At 60.8% G+C, this 14122-nt stretch carries 14 protein-coding genes; 5 read left to right on the top strand and 9 right to left on the bottom strand.

The genetic code is table 11. The annotated features are described in order from the left end of the window. On the bottom strand, window positions 1–1860 hold the full coding sequence (gene ilvD, locus K6117_RS02020) for a dihydroxy-acid dehydratase (RefSeq protein WP_221792093.1): 1860 nt from the start codon (window positions 1858–1860) through the stop codon (window positions 1–3). A gap of 214 nt (window positions 1861–2074) precedes the next feature. Between ilvD and K6117_RS02015 the strand changes: the two genes are divergently transcribed. Further along, entirely contained in the window at window positions 2075–2413 is a 339-nt protein-coding gene (locus tag K6117_RS02015) for a hypothetical protein (RefSeq protein WP_221792092.1), read from the top strand. 68 nt (window positions 2414–2481) lie between these two features. On the opposite strand, the gene glpX is transcribed toward K6117_RS02015, so the two are convergent. The 6 genes from glpX to ccmA all read right to left on the bottom strand — a co-directional run bounded on the left by glpX (window position 2482) and on the right by ccmA (window position 9332). Further along, on the bottom strand, window positions 2482–3450 hold the full coding sequence (gene glpX, locus K6117_RS02010; RefSeq protein ID WP_221792091.1) for a class II fructose-bisphosphatase: 969 nt from the start codon (window positions 3448–3450) through the stop codon (window positions 2482–2484). Window positions 3451–3555: 105 nt separating this feature from the next. After that, window positions 3556–4848: a homoserine dehydrogenase gene (locus K6117_RS02005; protein WP_221792090.1), complete on the bottom strand. Its 1293-nt coding sequence runs from the start codon at window positions 4846–4848 to the stop codon at window positions 3556–3558. Between the two features lie 36 nt (window positions 4849–4884). Continuing rightward, window positions 4885–7056, bottom strand: coding sequence for a RelA/SpoT family protein (locus K6117_RS02000; protein ID WP_221792089.1), 2172 nt, complete (start codon window positions 7054–7056; stop codon window positions 4885–4887). Window positions 7057–7143: 87 nt separating this feature from the next. Further along, complete coding sequence (locus K6117_RS01995) at window positions 7144–8013, bottom strand: GIN domain-containing protein (RefSeq protein ID WP_221792088.1); 870 nt, start codon at window positions 8011–8013, stop codon at window positions 7144–7146. A gap of 51 nt (window positions 8014–8064) precedes the next feature. After that, the gene (locus tag K6117_RS01990) at window positions 8065–8718 is read right to left on the bottom strand and encodes a heme exporter protein CcmB (RefSeq protein ID WP_221792087.1); all 654 of its coding nucleotides are present in this window, start codon (window positions 8716–8718) and stop codon (window positions 8065–8067) included. Next, window positions 8715–9332 carry a heme ABC exporter ATP-binding protein CcmA gene (gene ccmA, locus K6117_RS01985; RefSeq protein WP_221792086.1) on the bottom strand — a complete coding sequence of 206 codons (618 nt, stop codon included), beginning with the start codon at window positions 9330–9332 and terminating at the stop codon, window positions 8715–8717. The genes K6117_RS01990 and ccmA overlap by 4 nt, the downstream gene beginning before the upstream one ends. A gap of 76 nt (window positions 9333–9408) precedes the next feature. Between ccmA and K6117_RS01980 the strand changes: the two genes are divergently transcribed. Further along, window positions 9409–9693, top strand: a complete 285-nt coding sequence (locus K6117_RS01980) for a 4a-hydroxytetrahydrobiopterin dehydratase (protein ID WP_246604757.1) — start codon at window positions 9409–9411, stop codon at window positions 9691–9693. Here the strand turns inward: K6117_RS01980 and truA are convergent. Then, entirely contained in the window at window positions 9690–10427 is a 738-nt protein-coding gene (gene truA, locus K6117_RS01975) for a tRNA pseudouridine(38-40) synthase TruA (RefSeq protein WP_221792084.1), read from the bottom strand. The two genes, K6117_RS01980 and truA, sit on opposite strands and share 4 nt — an antisense overlap. Then, window positions 10424–11335: a methionyl-tRNA formyltransferase gene (gene fmt, locus K6117_RS01970; RefSeq protein ID WP_221792083.1), complete on the bottom strand. Its 912-nt coding sequence runs from the start codon at window positions 11333–11335 to the stop codon at window positions 10424–10426. The genes truA and fmt overlap by 4 nt, the downstream gene beginning before the upstream one ends. A gap of 54 nt (window positions 11336–11389) precedes the next feature. Between fmt and recR the strand changes: the two genes are divergently transcribed. The 3 genes from recR (at window position 11390) to K6117_RS01955 (ending at window position 14118) form a co-directional block, all read left to right on the top strand. Continuing rightward, on the top strand, window positions 11390–11986 hold the full coding sequence (recR, locus tag K6117_RS01965) for a recombination mediator RecR (protein WP_221792082.1): 597 nt from the start codon (window positions 11390–11392) through the stop codon (window positions 11984–11986). 60 nt (window positions 11987–12046) lie between these two features. Further along, window positions 12047–12568, top strand: a complete 522-nt coding sequence (gene def, locus K6117_RS01960) for a peptide deformylase (RefSeq protein WP_221792081.1) — start codon at window positions 12047–12049, stop codon at window positions 12566–12568. Window positions 12569–12684: 116 nt separating this feature from the next. Then, window positions 12685–14118 carry a DNA recombination protein RmuC gene (locus K6117_RS01955; RefSeq protein ID WP_221792080.1) on the top strand — a complete coding sequence of 478 codons (1434 nt, stop codon included), beginning with the start codon at window positions 12685–12687 and terminating at the stop codon, window positions 14116–14118. Window positions 14119–14122 lie beyond the last annotated feature (4 nt).

Genomic DNA, 14122 nt, shown 5'->3' with positions numbered 1-14122 from the left:
TTATTTCCGCAATTTGAGCTGGCTGAGGTCGCGCACCGCGCCGCGTGCGGCGCTGGTGGTCATCGCGGCATAGGCCTGCAACGCGACCGACACCTTGCGCGGACGCGGCTTGGCGGGGTGCCATGCGGCCTCGCCGCGCTCTTCCATCGCCAAACGACGCGCCGCCAGATCGGCATCCGATACCGCGAGGTTGATCGTCCGGTTGGGAATGTCGATTTCAATCATATCGCCATTTTCGACCAAGGCGATCAGGCCGCCTTCCGCTGCTTCCGGCGAGACATGGCCGATGGACAGACCCGATGTGCCGCCCGAAAAACGTCCGTCGGTGATCAAGGCGCAGGCCGCGCCCAGACCCTTGGATTTGATATAGCTGGTCGGATAGAGCATTTCCTGCATGCCGGGGCCGCCACGCGGGCCTTCATAGCGGATGACGACGACATCGCCCGATTTGACCTGACCGGTGAGAATCCCGGCCACCGCCGCATCCTGGCTTTCAAACACACAGGCCGGGCCGGAAAAGACGAGAATGCTGTCATCCACCCCGGCGGTTTTCACGATGCAGCCATCGACCGCGAGATTGCCGGACAAGACCGCCAGCCCGCCATCCTTGCTGAACGCATGATCGGCGGAACGGATAACCCCGGCTTCGCGGTCGAGATCGAGCGATTCCCACCGCCGGTTCTGGCTGAACGCCACCTGCGTCGGCACGCCGCCCGGTGCGGCGAGGTAGAAATTGCGGACAACTTCGCTCTCGGTCCGGCTGATGTCCCAATCATTCAAGGCATGGCCAAGCGACGGGCTATGCACGGTCGGCAGGTCGGTGTTGAGCAGACCGGCGCGGTCCAATTGGCCAAGGATCGACATGATGCCGCCCGCGCGATGGACGTCTTCCATATGCACATCGGATTTGGCGGGCGCGACCTTGGACAGGACCGGGACCCGGCGCGACAGGCGATCAATGTCCGCCATCGTGAAATCGACCTCGGCCTCATGCGCGGCGGCGAGCAGATGCAACACGGTATTGGTTGAACCGCCCATCGCGATATCCAATGACATCGCATTTTCAAATGCACCAAAGCTCGCGATGGCGCGCGGCAGGACGCTCGCATCATCCTGTTCATAATAACGGCGGCACAGATCGACGACCACTCGCCCGGCGCGCAGGAACAATTCCTTGCGGTCGGCATGGGTGGCAAGCACCGAGCCATTGCCCGGCAACGACAGGCCCAGCGCCTCTGTCAGGCAGTTCATCGAATTGGCGGTGAACATGCCGGAGCAGGAGCCGCAGGTCGGGCAGGCCGAACGTTCAATCGCCGCGACATCCTCATCCGAGACCGACTCATCAGCGGCAGCGACCATCGCATCGACGAGGTCGAGCGCATGTTCCTTGCCCTTCAAAATGACCTTGCCGGCTTCCATCGGGCCACCGGAGACGAACACCACCGGGATGTTGATCCGCAATGCGGCCATCAACATGCCGGGCGTAATCTTGTCGCAGTTCGAAATGCAGACCATCGCATCGGCGCAATGGGCGTTGACCATATATTCGACGCTATCGGCGATCAGATCGCGCGATGGCAGGCTGTAGAGCATGCCGTCATGGCCCATGGCGATACCATCATCGACAGCGATGGTGTTGAATTCCTTGGCGACGCCGCCCGCCGCTTCGATTTCGCGCGCGACCATCTGGCCCAGATCCTTCAAATGGACATGGCCGGGGACGAATTGGGTGAAGCTGTTGACCACGGCGATGATCGGCTTGCCGAAATCGCCGTCTTTCATGCCCGTGGCGCGCCAGAGCCCGCGTGCGCCCGCCATGTTACGGCCATGCGTGGAGGTTCTCGAACGATAGACAGGCATTGAGTCAGCTCCGATAATTCATCTTTGGGCGCTTGGGCAGCGCAGACAGGCTCTTTATCCATATCACATGCCGGTGTCGACATCTCGCGATAACGTATCTTGCGGCGCAAATGCGGGGCTGTGCGATTATGGGGCAGGCGCAGTTACGGGCTATGCCGGAAAGTTTTTCACGCTATATCAATAGGCTGATAAAGAGGCGGGAAGGGTGCGGTTGATGCGTAGGCGTGTGTCATTGATGTTGGGGACTATGATCTGGCTGGCGGCCTGCGGCCCTGCCGGGAAATCGGCGGTGCAAATAGAGCCAACATCAAATATGGCGTGTGCCTTGGCCTTCGCCACGCAGTTTACCGATAGTTGCGGCTATGATCTGGTGAGACACGTCCTGACCTTGAATCACCCGGATGGCGGCTTTCGACGGCTGCGAATCTTACAAGACGGGCAGGGCATCATTGCCGCAGATGGCGCATTTCCGGCTATATCGACTAAGAAGTCGGATGGCCGGGTCCTGATCCGGATCGAGGATGATCGCTATCTCTTGCCCGCCACATTTTAAACTCAAGAAAAAACCGGCAAGGCCTTGCGGCCCGCCGGTTTTTTCATGCAGCTTGGTAGCCGAAATGGTCAGAGGCGATGTTCGCCCTTGACCCAGCGGATCGTGCCGGAAGAGGCGCGCATCACGACGCTTTCGGTCGTCATGATGCCGTCTTTGCGACGCTTCACGCCTGCCAGCAACGAACCATCGGTCACGCCGGTTGCTGCGAAGATCACATCGCCGCTGGCGAGTTCTTCCAATTGATACACGCGATTGAGATCGGTCACGCCCCATTTATAGGCGCGATCTTTTTCATCATCATTGCGGAACAGCAAACGACCCTGGAACTGACCGCCGACGCAACGCAGCGCCGCCGCCGCCAACACGCCTTCCGGCGCGCCGCCCGAACCCATGTAAATGTCGATCGTCGTATCCGGATTGGTGACCGCGATCACGCCAGCGACATCGCCATCCGGGATCAGCATGATGCCACAACCGATAGCGCGCAATTCGGCGATCAGCTTTTCATGGCGCGGGCGATCCAGCACGCAAACGATGATTTGATTCGGCTGCACGCCCTTGGCGGCGGCCACGCGATTGACGTTTTCAGTCGGTGACAGGTTGAGATCGATCACGCCCGCCGGATAGCCCGGACCAACGGCCAGCTTGTCCATGTAAACGTCCGGCGCGTTCAACAGATTGCCCTTTTCGGCAATCGCCAGCACCGCGAGCGCATTCGGCATCGCCTTGGCGGTGAGCGTTGTGCCTTCCAGCGGATCGAGCGCAATGTCGATGCCGGGGCCGGTGCCTTGCGCGCAGCCGACTTTTTCGCCGATGTACAGCATCGGGGCTTCGTCGCGCTCGCCTTCGCCGATCACCACGGTGCCGTCGATTTCGAGTTCGTTGAGCGCGGCGCGCATCGCTTCGACAGCGGCGTGATCGGCGGCCTTTTCATCGCCACGACCGACCAAAGTAGAGGCGGCGATGGCGGCGGCTTCGGTCACGCGGACCATTTCAAGCACCAACACGCGGTCGAGAGCGTTCGTCGATTCAGTCATCTTATACCTCGATTATTCTTAAACTTTCGCTGCCCGATACGCGAAGGGCAGGCGAAAGTCGATACAGGCCAATGCGGCCAAGACGTTATAGGTCGAGCCAGAAAGTTACAGATCAAGAATATGCATCAGCATTGGTTCGGCAACGAGATTGTCCGATCCCTTGAGCCGGTTGAGCGCATCCGTCACCTTGCGTTCCATGCAACGATGGGTGACCAGCACGAGTTCGACCGAACCATCTTCGGCGGCGCTGTGCTGGACCATCGATTCGATCGACACGCCGGAATCGCGCATCGCCGTCGCGATTTCCGCCAGCACGCCGGGGCGATCGGCCACGGTGAAGCGGATATAGGCGCGGCCTTCGCGCGCGCCCGCATCGGCGGCGGCCATCGCCGTCAATGCCGCGACGGGCATGCCGAAAACCGGGGCCTTTTCGCCGCGTGCGATGTCGATCAGATCGGCGACCACGGCGGATGCGGTCGGGCCTTCGCCTGCGCCGCGTCCTTCAAAGAACAGGCGACCGACGAAATTGCCGACGGCTTCAACCGCGTTCAATGAGCCGGACACATTGGCGAGCGGGTGGCTGAGCGGCACAAGGCACGGGTGGACGCGCTGGAACAGGCCAGTCGGCGTGACTTCGCCCATGCCGATCAGGCGGACGCGATAGCCCATATCGCGGGCTTCCTTGATGTCGGCGGCCATCACATGGCGGATGCCGGTGATCGCCATCGCGCCGAAATCGAGCTTGGTCCCGAACGCGAGCGATGCGAGAATCGCGAGCTTGTGCGCGGCATCGACGCCGTCGATGTCAAAGCTCGGATCGGCCTCGGCATAGCCAAGCGCCTGCGCCTCGGCCAGCACATCGGCAAAGTCGCGGCCTTCGGCCTCCATCGTGGTCAGGATATAATTGCAGGTGCCGTTTAAAATGCCGAACACTTGCGCGATTTCATTGGCCGCCGCACCCTCGCGAATGCCCTTGATGATCGGAATGCCCCCGGCCACCGCCGCTTCATATTTGAGCGGCAGGTGCTTGGCCTCGGCGGCCTCGGCCAATTCAAGGCCATGATGCGCGAGCATCGCCTTATTGGCGGTGACGACAATCTTGCCATGGGCAAGGGCGGCGCGGGTGAGATCGAGCGCACTGCCTTCCGAACCGCCCATCAGTTCGACGACGATATCGACATCATTGCGGACGGCGAGGGCGACGGGATCATCTTCCCAGGCAAAGCGCGTCAGATCGACGCCCCGGTCCTTGGCCTTGTTGCGCGCGGACACGGCGGTAATCTGAATAGGACGACCGGCCCGACGCTCAATCAGGGCGCGGTTGGTGTCGATCAGCTTGATGACCCCTGCGCCCACTGTGCCTAGCCCCGCGATTGCGACGCGCAACGCCTCTGCCATGATGAATCCTTTTCAAAACTGCGAATGGGGGCTTCCCTAATGGGCTGCGCCGGGAATTGCCAGAGGTTCGACGGCGGGTTTTGTGTCGTCGGGAATATGTTCGCCGGTCGGATAGAGCCGTTCCGCCAGCACGACCGCATCCGCAGCGCGCAACGCCGCAATAATCCGCGTCAGATGCGCGAGGTCGGTCACCTCCAGATCGACGATGAATTCATGAAAGGCGCGGTCGCGATTGGCGAGATTGAGATTGAGGATATTCGCGCCATGCGTCCCGAAAATACCGGCCATGACACCCAATGAGCCGGGTTCGTTCTTGACCGTCACCGTGACGCGGGCGACGCCGCCTTCCGACCGGTCGCCCCATGACAAATCGAGCCAATCCGCATCGACCCCATCGGCAAGGCGCGGGCAATCGATATTATGGACGGTGATGCCCTCGTTGAACCGGCTCAACCCTACGATGCGGTCGCCCGGCACCGGGTGGCAGCAATCGGCAAGGCGAAATGCCACGCCCGGCGTCAGTCCGTGGATCGAGATGACATGTTGTTGTTCGCGTGGCGGGCGCTCGCTCAATGTCGCGGCGGAGCCGGGCATCAGCGCCTCCATCACATCGCGGTCGCTCAACCCCCGGCGGCCAATGGCCTCCAACAGGGAATCGCGGTCGGGGAGGTTCAGGCGGCGGATGGCATTATCGACGGCATCCGCGCCAATGGTGGTCGGCAGGCGGTCGATCAGATCGTCGAGGATCTGTTTGCCCAAATTCATCATCTCGTCGCGTTCCTTGTGGCGGACGAAACGACGAATGGCGGCGCGCGCCTTGCCGGTGGTGACGAAGCTCAGCCATTCGGGCTGGGGCTGGCGCGCCTTGGATTTGAGAATCTGGACCTGATCGCCATTTTCAAGCGGGGTCCGCAACGGTACGACCCGGCGATTGACCTTGGCGCCGATGGTCTGATCGCCCAGCGATGTATGCACCGCATAAGCGAAATCCACGGCGGTCGCGCCCTTGGGCAACTGGATCAATTCGCCCTTGGGGGTGAAGGCGAAGATGCGGTCCTGATACATCGCCATGCGCGTATGTTCGAGGATTTCCTCGGCGGTGTCGGCATGATCGAGAATTTCAACCAGATCGCGAATCCAGCCGATCTGATGATCGTTTTCGACCCCGCCCGGCCCGCGCTTATAGGCCCAATGGGCGGCGAGGCCATATTCAGCCTGTTCATGCATTTCGCGGGTGCGGATCTGCACCTCGATCCGCATTTTTTCCGAATGGATGACCGAGGTGTGGAGCGAGCGATAGCCATTGCGTTTGGGCGTCGAGATATAATCCTTGAACCGCCCCGGCACCATCGGCCATTTGCGGTGGATAATGCCGAGCGCGCGATAGCATTCCTCTTCGGTATCGACGATGGCGCGAAACGCCATGATGTCGGACAATTGTTCGAAGCTGACATGGCGTTCTTCCATCTTTTTCCAGATGGAATAGGGGTGTTTCTCGCGCCCCGAGACCTCGACCTTGATCCCGGCGCGGCTCAGTTGCAGCATGATCCCCGAGCCGATCTTGGCGACGAGATCGCCGCCTTCGGCATGGAGTTGTTCCAGCCGCCGGGTGATTGATTCATACGCCTCCGGCTCCAGCTCGCGGAACGAGAGCGTCTGCATCTCGCGCATGAATTCATACATGCCGATGCGTTCCGCCAGCGGCGCATAGATTTCCATCGTTTCGCGCGCGATACGGCGGCGCTTGTCTTCATTGGCGATGAAGTGGAGCGTCCGCATATTGTGCAGCCGATCCGCCAGCTTGACGAGCAGCACGCGAATATCGTCCGACATCGCCAGCAGGAATTTCCGCAGATTTTCGGCGGCGCGTTCGCTTTCCGACTGGGCCTCGATCTTGGAGAGCTTGGTAACGCCATCGACCAGTCGTGCGACATTCGGCCCGAAGCGGCGTTCAATCTCCTCGACGGTGGCGACGGTATCTTCAATCGTGTCATGCAAGAGCGCGGTGCAGATGGTTTCATCATCCATCCGCAATTCGGTCAAAATCCCTGCCACCTCAATCGGATGGCTGAAATAGGGATCGCCGCTGGCGCGCTTTTGCGTACCATGGGCTTGCATCGTGAAAACATAAGCGCGGTTGAGCAGGGCCTCATCCGCGTCCGGGTCATAGGTTTTGACCCGCTCAACCAGTTCATATTGTCTCAGCACATCCCTTAGTGGCGGTTTTGCCGGGGGATTCGCAAGCAAAGAATGTCTTCGATGCGGCCATTATGGGGTTGGCGGGGATAAAAAACCTTAATTCGGGGTCTTGCCGTGATGGATATGGACGTCGGGCGTGTTGCTGATCACGGCTTTGGTCGGTGCTGGCTTTGCGGTTTTGGCTGGGGGCGTGGCGGGGGTATTCGTGTTGCCCTCATCCTTTGCCTTCTCATCCTCATCTGGCGCATCCATGCCGCAGACAATATTGCCGGAGCCTTTATTCTCGATCGTGCAGGCCGCTGCCCCTGCGATATGCACCGCGCCATTGCCGATCATATTGACCTTGGCGGTGGTCTTTGCCCGCACATCGGCGCGGCCATTGCCATCGATCCGCAATTTGAGATGGTCGGTTTTCAATGTGCTGCCGTTTATCGCGCCAGCGCCCTCCATGATCAAATAAGCCGTTTCCGCATGGCCGCCGAGCTGCATATTGCCCGACCCATTCAACTGACCATCAAGGCTGACAGCCTCGATCCGATCAATGGCGAGGCTGCCACTTCCGGCGAGGACGATATTGAGCGCCTGCGCCTTCACCCGATCAATATGCAAATCGCCCGATCCCAAAACGACCACCCGGCGCAGCGCGGGCGTGGTCAAATGAATCACGGCCTGCCCCAAAGGCGCATCGTCCATGCCGCCCCAATTGGCGTTGCTCTGGCGGATCGTCAGGGCAGTCCCATTGGCGCTTAAGGTGACGGCATCGACGGCGCGCATGTCCCCGGTGATGCGGGCGGAGGGCGCTTTGTTGGTCGTGATTACGACCCGGAACGGACCTTCCAGCCGGATCGATTCAAAGCTCGATACCCCCATGTTGCGCTCTGCAGCTGTCGCTGCGCCCATCGGCATCAGCACCGATGCGATGAAGATCAGTCGGGATGTGATACGCCGATCCCAGATGCTGGCCATGATGGTATTCCTTATAAAAAACGTCTCAAATCGGAAGATGGTCAATCCACCTTAGCGGTGCAAGCCCCGTAATGCGGCACCGGCGGCAAAGGGCGCGATGGCGGTGAGGAACAGCGAGGCCGCCGCCAGCAATTTCATCGCCGCGACACCATCAATCGGATGGGTGCTGCCTACGCCGAAAATCAGCAAGGGGATGGCAAGCGGGAGGAGCAGCATCCCGCTCAACGCCGCGCTGGCGCGAAAACCGGCGGTCAGGCTCGCCACCATCAACGACAAGGCGGCAAGCCCTGCGGTCGCGAGCAACAATGCGAGCGTGAGCGACAAGATATTGTCGGTCCGTCCGCTCATCAACGCAAGCGCGGGCAGGGCGGCGACCATCATCGCCGGGCCGAAGCCGAGCCAATGCGCGAGCCATTTTGCAAGCGCGACCTGTTCGCTCGCAAGGCCGCGCACCGCATATTGGGCGAGAAATCCGGCTTCATGATCGGGCCGGATCAATCGGTCGATGGGGAGCAGGGCCGCCAATAATGTCGCGGTCCAGATCGCGCCCTGCGCCACCCGCGCCAGCACGGCCCGATCCGGACCGATGGCAAAGGCGAACAAGGTCGCGATCAGTAAGACAAAGGCAATCGGGATGACAGCAGTCCCCTGCTGCCACCCAAGCCGAAGATCGCGTTTGACGATGGCCCACCAGATGTTGCTCATGCGGCCAATGCCCCGCATTCAAGCACCACCGGCTTGGCATCCGGCAAAGCAATCGGGAAATGGCTCGCGATCAGCACGATTCCGCCCGATGCGCGATGATCGGCGATGGCATGTTCAAGCCGTCCCAGCCCGTCGCGATCCAGCCCGTTGCCCGGTTCATCCAGCAACCACAGTCCCGCGCCCGATGCGATGGTCCGCGCCAGCACCGCGCGTTTGCGCTGGCCGGTCGATAGCATGCGCACCGGCACCGGGGCGAGGTGGCTCAAACCCATCATCTCCATCGCCGCCGCCAGCCGATGCCGCCCGTCATCCAGCGCCGCCCAATAGTCCAGCGCGACCTCCAGCGGATCGAGCGGATCAAGCGCAAGGCTCTCATCGGCCAAGGCCATCTCGCCCGTAATATCGATCACCCCATGAAAGCGCGGCACCAGCCCCGCGATCAGGCGCAACAGGCTCGATTTGCCAATGCCGTTCGGGCCGGAAATCTGCGCCGCATCGCCGGGTGCCAATGAAAGCGACAAGCCCGTAAACAACAAGCGCCCACCGCGACGACAGGCCACATCCTCCAGCCGAAGGGCGGCTTGGGGTCTTGTCAGGGCGGTTGGTGATGTCATGATGTGCGACATAGGCAAAATGTGGCGGCTTTGCCAGTGCGATAGCGCTGATATGCCAAGCAAGGGGGCGGCGGCGATGCGATTGCTGACAGATGTGGAGCGGGCAGGGCTTGGGCGTGATCTACCGAATTGGGAGCTGACGGCGGATGAAAAGGCGCTGGTGCGGAGCTTCAAATTTTCGGACTTTGCTGCAGCCTTCGCTTTCATGACCAAGGTCGCGGCGGAAGCCGAGGCGCAGCATCATCACCCCGATTGGCGCAATGTCTATAACCGCGTCGATATATTGCTGACGACCCATGACGCGGGCGGGTTGACCTCACGCGATGTGAATTTGGCCAAGGCGATTGATGCGCTGATTTAATAACGCGCCGCGATAAAATACAGGCCATCGGGCGGGGCGTTGAAGCCCAGCGCCGTGCGGTCCTTGGCATCGCGGGCGGCGCGCAAATCGTCGATCGACCATTGCCCCTTGCCGACCAGCATCAAACAGCCGGTCATCGACCGCACCTGATGATGGAGGAAGCTCCGTGCTTCGACATCGAGTTCGATTTCTTCACCGATGCGGGTGACGGTGAAGCGGTCGATGGATTTGACTGCGCTTTCCGATTGGCAATGGACCGAACGGAACGTGGTGAAATCATGGGTGCCGACCAATAATTGCGCGGCCTCATGCATCACATCGGCATCCAGCGGATTTGGCACGCGCCATGCCCGGCCCTGATCAAGCGCGAGCGGGGCGCGGCGATTGACGATGCGATAGATATAGCGCCGTCCAAGACAGGAAAACCGCGCATGCCAATCATGCGCGACCTCTTCACAGGCGATGATCGCGACCGGATGAGGCCGCATCCGGGCATTCAGTCCCTCCATCAGGCGGAAGGCCGTGAACGGCTTGGCAATATCGACATGCGCCACCATCGCCTCGGCATGCACGCCCGCATCGGTGCGCCCGGCGGCATAGACCAATACATCGTCGCCGGTAATTTCCTTGGCCGCATCCTCAATCACCTGTTGGACGCTTGGCCCGTGATTCTGTCGCTGCCAGCCCATGAACGGTTGGCCGTTGAATTCGATGGTCAGGCGGAAACGGGTCATATCAATATTGTCCCCGCCGGGATCGCACAGCCGCGCAGCAATTCCTGCGCCGTCATCACGCCGCGCCCGGCCCGTTGGATCGAGGTTGGGCGAATGGCGGTCGTATCAGTACAGGCGATGGTTAGCGCATCGTCGAGCAATGTGCCGGGGGACGCATTGTTGCCCGTTACAATCTCCGCTGCATGCACGCGAAAACGTTCGCCCGCATATTCGAACCACGCGCCGGGCAAGGGATTGAATGCGCGAATCTGGCGTTCGACCTGTGGGGCGGGCTGATCCCAGATGATCCGGCTTTCCGCCTTGTCGATCTTGGCGGCATAGGTGACGCCCTCATCGGGCTGTGCCTGCGCCGGGAATTGGGCCAAGTCGGCCAATACTTCGACCATCATCTGCGCGCCCATATCCGCCAGTTCATCGGTCAATTGTCCGGCGGTCTTCCCATCGACCGGGGTTGCGCGTTTCAGCAGCATCGGCCCGGTGTCCAAGCCCTTTTCCATCTGCATGATCGTGACGCCCGTTTCCGCATCATTCGCCAGAATCGCGCGTTGTACCGGCGCTGCGCCTCGCCAGCGGGGCAGGAGCGACCCATGGACATTGAGACAACCCAGGCGCGGGGCGGCCAGAATCGCAGGCGGCAGGATCAGGCCATAGGCCGCGACAATCGCGACATCGGCATGGAGCGCGGCAAATTCCCGCTGAATATCCTCATCGCGCAGGCTGACGGGATGCCGCACCTCGATCCCAAGGCTTTCCGCCTTCAGATGCACCGGGGTGGGGGAAAGCTGCTTGCCTCGGCCTGCACGGCGCGGCGGCTGACAATATACGGCGGCAATCTCGTGCCCGGCATCGACCAGTGCTACAAGGGTTGGAACCGCAAAATCGGGGGTGCCCATAAAAATGATCCGCATGTTTCTCCTGAAACGCTTGGCAAGCGGAAGTGCAAGCCTTTATTGCATGATCTTATGAGTTCACCTGAAATCGATGCGCTGACCCAAGCGCTGGCTCGCCTGCCCGGATTGGGGCCGCGCTCTGCGCGCCGCGCTGTGTTGCATTTGATCAAGCGGCGGGAAACCGGGCTGATGCCGTTGTTGCGGGCATTGGAAGGCGTGGCGGAGAATCTCTCCACCTGCCAGACCTGCGGCAATGTCGATACGCGCAACCCGTGCGGCATCTGCAACGACCCGCGCCGCGACAGCCGCCAATTATGCGTGGTCGAAGATGTGCCGGACCTGTGGGCGCTCGAACGCTCGCGTCTGTTTCCGGGGAGATTCCATGTGTTGGGCGGGCGATTGTCGGCGCTGGAAGGGGTGCGGCCAGAGGATTTGACGATTGATGCGCTGGTGGCACGGGTCGCCAATGGCGGGATTGATGAGGTCGTGCTGGCGATGAATGCAACGCTGGAGGGCCAGACAACCGCCCATTATCTGGCGGAACGGCTCGAACGCTTTCCGGTGCGGTTGAGCCAGCTTGCCCATGGCCTGCCGGTCGGGGGGGAATTGGACTATCTCGATGAAGGGACATTGGCACAGGCCCTGCGTGCGCGGCGTCCGATGGCCTGATCTGGTTTGAGGCATGGGGGCATCTTGATTTTCAGGGCCTCTATCCCTAGGTGACACCCCATGGCCATTCTTCCGATTATCGAGATGCCGGACCCTCGGCTCCGCAAAATTTCCAAGCCCGTCGACACGGTCGATGACGAACTGCGGGCGTTTATCGCCGATATGTTCGAGACCATGTATGACGCGCCGGGCATCGGCCTTGCCGCCATTCAGGTCGGCGTGGACAAGCGCGTGCTGGTCATCGACCTGCAAGAGCCTGAGGAAGAGGATGGCGAGCCGGTGAAATGCCCGCGCGTGTTCATCAACCCCGAAATCATCAGCGAATCCGAGGAATTGTCGGTCTATAAGGAGGGCTGCCTTTCGGTGCCCGACCAATATGCGGATGTGACGCGTCCGGCGAATGTGCGGGCGCGGTGGCTGGATGAACAGGGCGTACAGCATGAAGAAGATCTCGACGATCTGATGTCGACCTGTCTGCAACATGAGATGGACCATCTGGAAGGCGTATTGTTCGTCGACCGTCTGTCGAAGTTGAAGCGCGATATGCTGTTGAAGCGGTTGAGCAAATTACGCCGGATGTAAGCCGGTTGCGGGTGGTGCCGTCCTTATAAATACTGGGCCAAAATCTGGGTTGTGCTGCCGCACACCTTCGCCTATGTTCCGCATTCGTTCCGATATTGCGAAGGTGGGCCAGCGGCGTGGAAATCCTGTTATTTGTCATTCTCGCGCTGATTGCTGGCGCGGCTATCGGCTGGTTTATCGGCTCGCGCTCGGTGGCGGCGGCGCAACAACAAGCGGCTGCGGCGGAAGAGCGGTTTCGCAAGGCGATTGTCGATCTGGCCTCGGCTTCAGAGCGGGCCAAGCAAGCGGATAGACTTGCCGAGGCGCTCAATGCCGAACGCCAAGAGCGCGAGACGTTGATCCGCGATCTGGCCGGTTTGCGCGCGGATCAGGCGGCGCGGGACGAGGCATTTCAGGAACGATTGGTCGAATTGCAACAAGCGCGGGAACAATTATCCCAGCAATTTGGCGAGATCGGCAACCGCCTGTTGCAACAGGCGCAGACCCAATTCCTCGAACGCGCGGACGAACGCTTCCGCCAATCCGAGGAAATGTCCGGCAAGAAGCTCGAATCGCTGTTGCAGCCGGTGTCGGAACGGTTGCAGCGTTATGAAGAGGGCGTCGGCAAGGTCGAGGCTGAACGGCGTGAGGCTTATGGCAATCTGACCGGGCTGATCGATTCGATGCGCACGGGCCAAGAGGCGGTTCGAGCCGAGGCGGCGAAATTGGTGAACTCCCTGCGGGCGGCGCCCAAGGCGCGGGGGCGCTGGGGCGAACAGCAATTGCGCAATGTGCTGGAAAGCTGCGGTCTGGCCGAACATAGCGATTTCAGGGCCGAGGTGAGCATCGAGGCCGAGGACGGTCGTCTGCGCCCGGATGTGATCGTCAATGTGCCGGGCGGTAAGTCTCTGGTGATTGATGCCAAGGTGTCGCTTAATGCCTATCAGGATGCCTATGGCGCGGAAGATGAGCAGCAACGCGCCCTTTTCCTTGCCGCCCATGCCGCCGCGATGAAGGCGCATATCAACAGCCTTGGCAACAAGGCCTATTGGTCGCAATTTCCGGATGCGCCGGATTATGTGATCATGTTCGTGCCGGGCGAGCATTTCCTCTCCGCCGCGCTCGAAAACGACCCTAATCTGTGGGATTTCGCCTTTGAGAAGCGGGTGCTGTTGGCCACGCCGACCAACCTCATCGCCATCGCCCGCACAGTCGCGGCTGTTTGGCGGCAGGAGAAACTGGCCCGCGATGCCCAGCAAATCGGATTATTGGGCAAGGAATTATATGACCGGCTGGCCAAGGCATCCGAACATCTGAAGGGCATGGGCCGGGGCCTGAATATGGCGGTCGGCAAATATAATGACTTCGTCAGCAGCTTTGAAAGCCGGGTCCTGTCCACGGGCCGTCGTTTCCGTGAGTTGAATGTCGATGTCGGGGCCAAGGAAATCGAGGAACTGGCCACGGTCGATACACTGCCACGTTATGGCCAGACTGCCGATGGCGAGGCTACGGCCTTGCCGAACCTCGTGACGGAAGACGGTCGGGTTGATGCCGAGGATGCGGTAGACTGAAGTC

This window comes from Alteraquisediminimonas sediminicola (assembly GCF_019740335.1).
GTDB classification, from domain to species: domain Bacteria; phylum Pseudomonadota; class Alphaproteobacteria; order Sphingomonadales; family Sphingomonadaceae; genus Alteraquisediminimonas; species Alteraquisediminimonas sediminicola.
The sequence above is the reverse complement of the archived record's forward strand: the minus strand, read 5'-3'. Positions and strand labels throughout refer to the sequence as shown.